We start from the raw sequence: 8404 nt of genomic DNA on the forward strand, positions 1-8404 counted from the left end.
GATGCTGGCTGGCCGGCAACGGGGCTTACTGGTTGAAAGAGACCGACTGGAACGGTGCAGCCGTCCCGTTTGGCAACGCGTTACTGGTGGCGGGTGCGTTCGGGGTGTGGGCGGGCTTCCGGTCACTCAGGAGTTTGGACACGCCACTGTGGCTCCTCTTCGCGGCCCCGGGCGTAACCGCGTTCGCCGGAATTTTCGAGGCGGACCCCGACGGCGCGTGGTTGGGCATGCTGGTCTACTTCAGTCTCATGGGGGTTGGGATGGCGCTCGCTGCCCGTGAGCTTGCCCTGTTGAAATCCCAGGCCTCGCAAGCCCACAAACCCCTGCTGATCGTCGCAGTTGTCCTGGTTGCGTACTTCGGCTGCCGGATCGTGGTGTACGCCGTGGAAGGACCGGACAGCGAAATCCTGCGCACGCTTTTCGCCCCAGCGGTGACGTGCTTGCTGCTGATCATGTTGTTGGTCCTGGTCTCCTTCAGCATGACGGCGCTTAACAACCACCAGCTCATCTCGGTGCTTAACGAGCGGGCAATGCGCGACGGCATGACTGGTTTGCTCAACCGCCAAGCGTTCATGGAGTTGGCCGAGCGCGAGCTCGCGGGGCTGCAAAGGGCAGGGTTGTCGGCCGCCGTCATCCTTTCTGATCTTGACCATTTCAAGTCCGTGAACGATACCCACGGCCACGCCGCGGGGGATGCCGCCATCCGGGCGTTTGCGGCGGCGTGCAAGGGAACGCTGCGCAAGACCGACCTGGTGGCCAGATACGGCGGGGAGGAATTTGTCATCCTGCTCCCCGGCGCCGACGAGATCAGCGCCGAGGCCATCACCACCGAGATCAGCCGGCGGCTGGCTGCTGCCCCGGCCCCTGATGGACTTGATTTTCCCACCGTCAGCTACGGGATTTCGTCCACCCCCATTGCGGGACCCGCGTTGGCACAGCTGATTTACACCGCGGACGGTGCCCTGTACCAAGCCAAAGCAGCGGGTAGGAACCGCGCGTTCATCGCGGAAAGCCCCCTGGACCCGGAGGCGGCGCCTCTCAGCACCTGAGGCATGCCCGCAGGAAAATATCCCTAATACACCGCCGTAATCGTTTTGCCGGTGTAGCCTGTACCTGCCACTACTCCTTGAGCGCGGGTGGGATGGGGACAAGAATGCGCGATCGAATCAATTTCCGTTTGCTGGTGGTCATTCTGGGCTTGCTTGACGCACTCGGCCCATTGTCGATCGACCTGTACCTTCCCGGGTTTCCTGAGCTGAAGGCGTCACTGGCTTTGGACGATGCTTCCGTGCAGTTCACGCTCGCCGCCATGACAGCCGGGCTCGCCGCGGGACAAGCTGTCTTTGGCGCATGGAGTGACAGGGCAGGTCGTCGCCGGCCACTTCTTCTGACGGCAGCGATCTACACAGCCGCGTCGGTGGGATGCGCCCTTGCGCCAAACCTGGCGGTAATCGTCGCTTTCCGGTTCCTGCAGGGTGTCAGCGCTGGCGGCTGTGCCGTATTGGTGCTGGCGATTGTGAGGGATCTTTCCTCCGGCGGAGCCTTCGTTACCTTACTCTCGCGCATTACGCTGCTGACCACCGGGGCCCCTCTCGTAGCCCCGGTGCTTGGCGCAATGCTCATGCCCGTGGTGGGTTGGCGGGGCTTGTTCTTCGTCCTCGCGGTCGTCGCCGCAATACTCACTGTGGCGCTGGCGCTCGCCTTCCCGGAGTCGCATACACATTCCCGTGGAGCCTCGGGGAGCCGGCTTCGCCGGGTGCTGCGGGACCGGTCCTTCCTCCATGGTTTGTTGCTTGGTGTGGGGACCTATGCTGGCGTCTATACCTACGTTGCATGTGCGCCACTTCTGCTCCGCGGGGTGTATGGCCTATCGGCCGCGGCGTTCGCCGGGTTCTTCTTCTGCACGACCCTCGGTCTGTTCATCGGGGTGCGGGTAGCCAGCCGCATGGTGAAGCGGTTCGGAACAAGCCGGGTACTGATGGTCTCCGTCAGTGCCGCCGTCTCCGCCGCTCTTGCCCTGCTCGTTCTGGGCCCAATGGGACTTCCCGCGACCCTGGCGGCGCTATGGCTTTTCGTAACAGCTTGTGGCGGCATCTTTCCCTGCGCAGCAACAATTGCCCTTGCGAAGCAGGGCGATCAGGCGGGGACTGCGACGTCCGCATACGGCTTCACTACGTTCACGGCCGCAGCATTGATATCTCCCATTCCCGGCATCATTGGAGTGTCCGGAACAACGCCACTCGGTGCGACCCTCTTGGGGACCTCATCGCTGCTTGTCCTGGCTACGGCTTTCAGAATCGTGAGACACCGTCATGACAATTCCACTGGGCGCTTGCGGCCGAACCAGGTGTCTTCGGCCGCGGAAGACAAGACTCCTTAATCGCTGCAGGGGGCGAATCAATCGCCTTGGCGGGCCCCTTTTCTGAGTGCCCGTGCGACAGGGTTCGGAGAGTAATTGAGTTCGCGGATAGCGTCCTCAACTTTCAGCCGCGTAGCCTGGGCGACGTTACCGGTTGCGTTGATGACGTTGGAAACTGTCTTCATCGAAACGCCGGCTTTGGCAGCCACATCGAGAAGACGGGCCGGACGGTATTCACCTCGCGTGGGAGACAGTTCGTCCGCGGCGAGGGGCTTGCCGCTGCGCGTCCTCATTTTGGCGTAGTTGCCGCACCACGCCATGGAGCACCATCGCCCGGCCCCGTTACGGGACTCGTCCCAGTAGGCCCACCTGCATGAGTCTCGGGCGCAGACCTTCAGCCGTTCCCATGTCCCTCCAACACGGCACGAGTCCACAGCGGAGAGGACGTAGCCCAGTGGGTCCACCAGGTCGTCGTCCGCGCCGATAGTCAGCTCACCGCTGTCACCCACGCGAAAACGAAGAGAAATCCGGCCCAGGGCCTCATTGAGTTCCGTGGCCGCCCCGGCAACCGGCTCATGACCTGCGTGCTGCAACAGCACATTCCGCAGACCTTCCCGCAAGCGCCGGGCCTGCGCAAGATCGTCTTCAGTCTGCGCCATGACGGCTATGTCTGCACGTTCCGAATACCACCGCTCAAGGTCTTCAGGACCGGACCAGCTGTCCGCATCCTCTTGCCATTCGACCGTGTTTACAAAATCACGGACCAGCAGCATGGCGGACGGGACAGGAAGGGACGTTAGCTCACTGCTTCGACGCATGACACCAGCATAGCCAGTTGGCTGGTGTCGCCCGGGAGGTCTCCTTGTCCGGGCGGCGTTGATCGCTCTGTTGCTTGCCATGGCGTTGCGTTCGATGCAGGGGATTTGGACCAGTCCGCCCACACGGCCGCAGGTCAGTCCGAGGATGAGTTGACGTTCCAAAGTCCCTGTGGGGGACTACTGTCGCGTCAGCTTCCACATAGCCCCACAAAAGCCATTGCCCTGCCCACCGGGCGATGGTTCGATGGGACTCATGGCTACCGCAGAAAGTTATGTCCTGGCGATCGGGACCAAGAAAGGACTGTGGCTGGCAACCAGCCCGGACCGCAAAGAATGGTCTCTCTCCGGCCCGCACTTCCTGATGAGCGAGATACCCAGCATCGGGATTGATACGCGGGACGGCAAAACACGGATCATGGTGGGGGTACGGTCAGAGCACTGGGGACCCACCGTGGCACATTCAGACGACCTCGGCGCTACGTGGACCGAGCCCGAACAAGGTGCCATCAAATTCCCGGACGGCACCGACGCCGCCCTGGAACGCATCTGGCAGATCTATCCCGACGCCGACTCCCGCCCGGGCGTGGTGTGGGCGGGATGCGAGCCGATTTCAGTGTGGAAATCGACCGACGGCGGTGAACACTTCGAGCTGAACCGCGGACTTTGGGACCACCCCCACCGCAGCGAATGGGGTGCGGGCTACGGCGGCGCGGCGGCGCACTCGATCGTGGTGGATGGGTCCGGCGAGAAGGTCCACATCGCCATGAGCACTGGCGGGGTATACAGATCGCTCGACGGCGGCACCTCGTGGGAGCCCCGCAATAAGGGCATCTCGGCGTACTTCATGCCTGACCCCAATCCGGAGTTCGGCCAATGCGTCCATAAGATCGCCGCCGATGCCGCCGTCGAAGGCCGTCTGTATGCGCAAAACCATCACGGCGTGTACCGGACGGACGATAACGGCGAGAACTGGGACTCCATCGCAGAGGGGCTGCCTGCCGATTTCGGGTTTGTCATGCTCACGCATCCGCGCCGGGAAGGTACGGCCTGGGTGATTCCGTTGAAGGCCGACGGCGAACGCATCCCGCCCGGAAGCAAGCTCAGCGTCCACCGGACCGACGATGCCGGGAGCACTTGGAAGGAACTGCACACGGGCCTCCCGGACCACGAATACAACGCTGTCCTCCGGGACGCCGCGTCCGTAGATACTGCTGAGCTTGTGGGCGTTTACTTCGGAACCCGCGGTGGTTCTGTCTATGCCAGCGCCGACGAGGGCGAGACCTTTACTGAAGTGGCCTCGCACTTGCCGGACGTGCTGTGCGTACGTGCCGCCATCGTGGTTGGCAGCGAAAGTGGAAGCGCAGCCAAAGAGCCAGCGGCAGCCAGCGCCCCGGTACCCGGTTAGGCCCGTTGTGGCTGACTTTACGGTCCTGTTGCCTGGTGTCCTGCAGCCTCTCGTCGGCGGACAGTCCTATCTGACTGCGTCCGCCGACGGTGCTGTGACCGTTGGACAGTTGTTGGACTCGGTGACCGGAGATTATCCGGTCCTGGCCAGGCGTTTGCGTGATGAAACCGGTGCGCTCCGCCGTTTCGTGAATATTTACGTGAACGGCGAGGAGGTCCGGCGCTTGAATGGTCTCGATACGGAAGTCGCGGCAGGCCAGGAGGTTTTGATTGTCCAGTCCGTAGCCGGCGGCTGAAAGGTGGTGGGCGTCCAGCCTGGTTTCAAGGAGAAACCGTTCAGGCGACGCGCCAAACACTGCATTCGTCGGTATTGATGGCTTTCCTCATCCCGGAAGCGTGATCCATGATCCATACAACGCCGATCCCCGGCGCCGTTTCCTGGACGCGTCCGCGACGGATCACCACGTCGTCGTAGGCGGGCCCTACCGACATGCGGGCCTCGATTTCATCTCCGCGGTGGAGCTGGCTGATCGCGCGAATTCGTGTTGTGTGAGTGGTGACTTCCTTCAGCATGGTGTCCTCCTGGCTGGAGCTGGTGCCTGCATTTGCCGGCTATTCCAGTGTGGCGGGGCAATGTTGCGGGGGTATTTCGGCATGGTTAGGGTCCGGTTAGCATTCCGGGATGGTTGCGTTTCCTGCCGGACCCCGGGCCGCGATGACGGCCCGGGACGGTAAGCACACGCAGGACGCGCCGACTCTGGTTGCGTACCTCCGAAGGCCAGCCCGCGCACAGTTGTAGCCTGATCTCGGTTGTTGAGATGTACAGCAACCACAGGCTCCGTCCTCCCGGGAGATCCAATGGGTGTTTTACGGCGATCGATCGCGCTGTCCACAGGCTTGGTGGTATTTGCCACCGGCCTGTTTTTTGTCCAAGCCCCCGCCAAGGCCGTGCCCCTCCCCGGACCAGATAATCCGAACGTCCAGTTCGTTGAGGGCACACCGCATTCAGAGCATGTTTTCGAGACGCCGCTCCCGGACGCCAAGCAACCCACCAAGGGCCAGGCCGACGTCGAGTCCCTGCTGCGTGACGGGGCCGCAGCAGTTGGTCCGGGCGGCACCATCAACATCAAGCTGGTCACTGCGAAGCTGGCGGACAACACCAACCCGGTTTCCATGGCGGACGCTGAGAAGGCTGTCGTGTCCACCAGCAACTATTGGAAAGCCATGACGGCCAACAAACTGTCCATGACGGTGGCCAGTGAAGTTGCCGGGCATCAGTCCAAAGCCCGGTCCACCGATAGTTACAGCACCATCATCTCCACCATCACCAGCGAGCTGAACTGGACCGCCAGCCCATATACGGCGCTGGTTATTTTCATCCCGACGTCCACGTTGTCGGGCAACGCCCTCGGCGCCGGCTACAGCAGCGGCAGCTACAGCGGTCGCGTTCTCCTGCCGCAGATCAGCAGCTTCACCAACAACGTGATGAGCCACGAGTTCGGGCACGTCATCGGCCTGATGCATGCGGACGCGCTGCAATGCGGCAGCGGGGCGTCCGACGTCGGGGTCAACAGCAGCGGCCAATTCACCGACCCGTCCTGCTACATCCGCGAATACGGCGACACTACGGACATCATGGGAGCGGCCCAGTACTCGTTGCCCGTGGTCAGCTCCACGTTCTGGGACTACGCCGGCCTGGGCCGCGGTGACGAGATCCGGGACGTAGGGATCGCGACCGGTTCGAAGAGCTACACGCTCAAGCCCTGGGGCGGCACCGAAGCGCAGAGGGCCATCAAATTTACCGATCCTGTCAGTAAGGAGGTCTATTACCTGGAACTGCGGGAACCGGCAGGTTATGACAACTATCTGGGCACAGCCGGTAAACCCGGAAACATGGGCGTCAAGATCGCCCAGCGCGGCGGCGCCACCATTGCTTCTTCCTTGATCCTCATGCCCTCCACCAAGCCCTTCTCCGACCCTTGGTACGCCAGCAACCACGCTTGGCAGGCAGGCAGCACCTTCACTACGTACACCGGCACCCAGGTGACCATGAATGCCGTGTCCTCGACGTCGGCCACCGTCACCATCACGGCCGACCCGCGGCTAACAGCCAAGATGCGCTTGTCGGCGGGTGATTTCGACGGCGACAAACTCGCCGATGTCCTCTCCCGCGAGTCCGACGGCTCCCTGATGCTCTACGCGGGCCTGCCGGGCAACAGGCTGGACAACCCCCGGCAGGTTGGCTACGGGTGGAACATTTTCGACGCCGTCGTCGGTACCGCGGACTTCAACGGAGACGGCCACGGGGACATCCTGGCGCGAACGAGCGACGGCGTCCTCTGGCTGTATCCGGGTGACGGTAATGGTGGTTTCCTCCCGAGGCAACAGATCGGTTCCGGCTGGCAGGGCTTTGCAAGCCTGATTGGGGCAGGGGATTTCGACGGGGACGGCCTTTTCGACCTGATGGCCACCAAATCCGATGGCAGCCTTTGGGTATATTCCGGGGATGGTGCAGGAGGCTTCAGGGCCTGGAGCCAGGTCGGCTCGGGCTGGAACGGTTTCACCAGCATCACCGCCGCCGGTTCCTTGGGCAGTGCCGGGCGAGGTCTCCTGGCCCGGGCAGGTGACGGCACGCTGTACGTTTATCCCTTCAACGGGACTGGTGGCTTCCTGCCGCGCACCGTAATAGGGATCGGTTGGAACGGACTCGGCGACCTGGTTGGCGGCCAGGACTTCACCGGCGATTCGCTGTCGGATGTCCTGGCGGTGACGTCGTCCGGCACCATGCGGCTTTACCCGGGCGATACAAGTGGCTTTGCTGGCCGGATGGTCATCGGCGCCGGTTGGAACCAGTTCAGCCAGGTGTGGGAAGCAGGAGATTTCGACGGCGACGCTGTCGCGGACATCCTGGCCCGCGGAACCGATGGAGCGTTGTGGCTTTATCCGGGGAACGGTTCGGGCGGCTTCCTGCCACGGGTTTTGGTTGGGACGGGCTGGAATGCCTTCAACACGGTCTTGAGCGCCGGAGATTTCGACGGCGATGGGCACCCGGACCTGGTGGCAAGGACAGCCGATGGGGTGCTTTGGCTGTACCCCACGGACGGCCGCGGCCAGTTCCTGGCCCGCAAGCAGATCGGCGTGGGGTGGCAGGGTTTCCTTGAGCTGCTCGCGCCAGGCGATTTCAACGGTGACGGCAAAGCTGATCTCGTGGCACGCGCCGCCAACGGTACTTTGTGGCTCTACCCCGGGAACGGTACGGGCGGGTTCCTTCCGTGGAAGCAGATCGGCACAGGATGGAACATCTTTGACACCGTGGTGCAGGGCGGCGACTTCAACGGTGATGGCCGGGAGGACGTGATGGCCAGGGGAACCGACGGCGCTCTGTGGCTTTATCCCGGCAATGGCAGTGGCGGCTTCCTGGCGCGCGTCGCTTTGGGGACCGGCTGGAACATGTTCAGTTCGATCGCCGCGCTGGGGACTGGTTTCACGGGAACGGGCAATCCGGCAGTGGTGGGTGTCGCTGGAAACGGATCGCTCCTCCTGTACACGGGTACAGGCCAGGGGAGCTTCCAATCGGTGGTACTGGATCCTCGTTAGCAGGAACCGGAAAGCCCGGCATGTCAGGCGACATGCCGGGCTTTCCCTGTCTCGGCACCCAGCAACAAGGCGGGAGCGTCACGAAGGCGACGTGCTAGCTGTACTCAGCCAGCAGGTTGGTTACATCTGCTGATGGGTGGTCGTCCTCCGAGTGCTGAGTGAGTGCGTCGGTGGTTGTAGAAGTCTAGCCAGCCGGTGAGGGCTTGTGCGCGGTGGTTGTTGGAGT

General features: G+C 62.9%; 8 protein-coding genes and 1 pseudogene. 5 read left to right on the forward strand and 4 right to left on the reverse strand.

Going from position 1 to position 8404, the window contains the following annotated elements; genetic code table 11:
- Positions 1–32 precede the first annotated feature (32 nt).
- Complete coding sequence (locus PJL15_RS04485) at positions 33–1049, forward strand: GGDEF domain-containing protein (protein ID WP_281450010.1); 1017 nt, start codon at positions 33–35, stop codon at positions 1047–1049.
- Between the two features lie 104 nt (positions 1050–1153).
- On the forward strand, positions 1154–2380 hold the full coding sequence (locus tag PJL15_RS04490) for a multidrug effflux MFS transporter (protein ID WP_281450011.1): 1227 nt from the start codon (positions 1154–1156) through the stop codon (positions 2378–2380).
- A 17-nt stretch (positions 2381–2397) separates the two neighbouring features.
- Here the strand turns inward: PJL15_RS04490 and PJL15_RS04495 are convergent, their stop codons facing one another.
- Complete coding sequence (locus tag PJL15_RS04495; RefSeq protein WP_281450020.1) at positions 2398–3177, reverse strand: LacI family DNA-binding transcriptional regulator; 780 nt, start codon at positions 3175–3177, stop codon at positions 2398–2400.
- A 60-nt stretch (positions 3178–3237) separates the two neighbouring features.
- A pseudogene (locus PJL15_RS04500) lies at positions 3238–3339 on the reverse strand (L-serine ammonia-lyase, iron-sulfur-dependent, subunit alpha); the annotation flags it as partial.
- An 82-nt stretch (positions 3340–3421) separates the two neighbouring features.
- Between PJL15_RS04500 and PJL15_RS04505 the strand changes: the two are divergent.
- Positions 3422–4582 carry a WD40/YVTN/BNR-like repeat-containing protein gene (locus PJL15_RS04505; protein ID WP_281450012.1) on the forward strand — a complete coding sequence of 387 codons (1161 nt, stop codon included), beginning with the start codon at positions 3422–3424 and terminating at the stop codon, positions 4580–4582.
- Positions 4583–4589: 7 nt separating this feature from the next.
- Positions 4590–4877 (forward strand): MoaD/ThiS family protein, encoded by a 288-nt coding sequence (locus PJL15_RS04510; RefSeq protein WP_281450013.1) that lies wholly within the window; start codon positions 4590–4592, stop codon positions 4875–4877.
- Positions 4878–4917: 40 nt separating this feature from the next.
- Here PJL15_RS04510 and PJL15_RS04515 read toward each other — a convergent pair whose 3' ends face one another.
- Positions 4918–5154 carry a hypothetical protein gene (locus PJL15_RS04515; RefSeq protein ID WP_281450014.1) on the reverse strand — a complete coding sequence of 79 codons (237 nt, stop codon included), beginning with the start codon at positions 5152–5154 and terminating at the stop codon, positions 4918–4920.
- A gap of 285 nt (positions 5155–5439) precedes the next feature.
- Here PJL15_RS04515 and PJL15_RS04520 point away from each other — a divergent pair, with 285 nt between their 5' ends.
- Positions 5440–8178 carry an FG-GAP-like repeat-containing protein gene (locus PJL15_RS04520; RefSeq protein ID WP_281450015.1) on the forward strand — a complete coding sequence of 913 codons (2739 nt, stop codon included), beginning with the start codon at positions 5440–5442 and terminating at the stop codon, positions 8176–8178.
- A gap of 104 nt (positions 8179–8282) precedes the next feature.
- Here PJL15_RS04520 and PJL15_RS04525 read toward each other — a convergent pair.
- Positions 8283–8404, reverse strand: a 122-nt coding sequence (locus PJL15_RS04525; RefSeq protein WP_281450021.1) for an integrase core domain-containing protein, incomplete at its 5' end; no start/stop codon positions are given.

The sequence above is a fragment of the Paenarthrobacter nitroguajacolicus genome (genome assembly GCF_029952445.1).
GTDB lineage: Bacteria > Actinomycetota > Actinomycetes > Actinomycetales > Micrococcaceae > Arthrobacter > Arthrobacter nitroguajacolicus_B.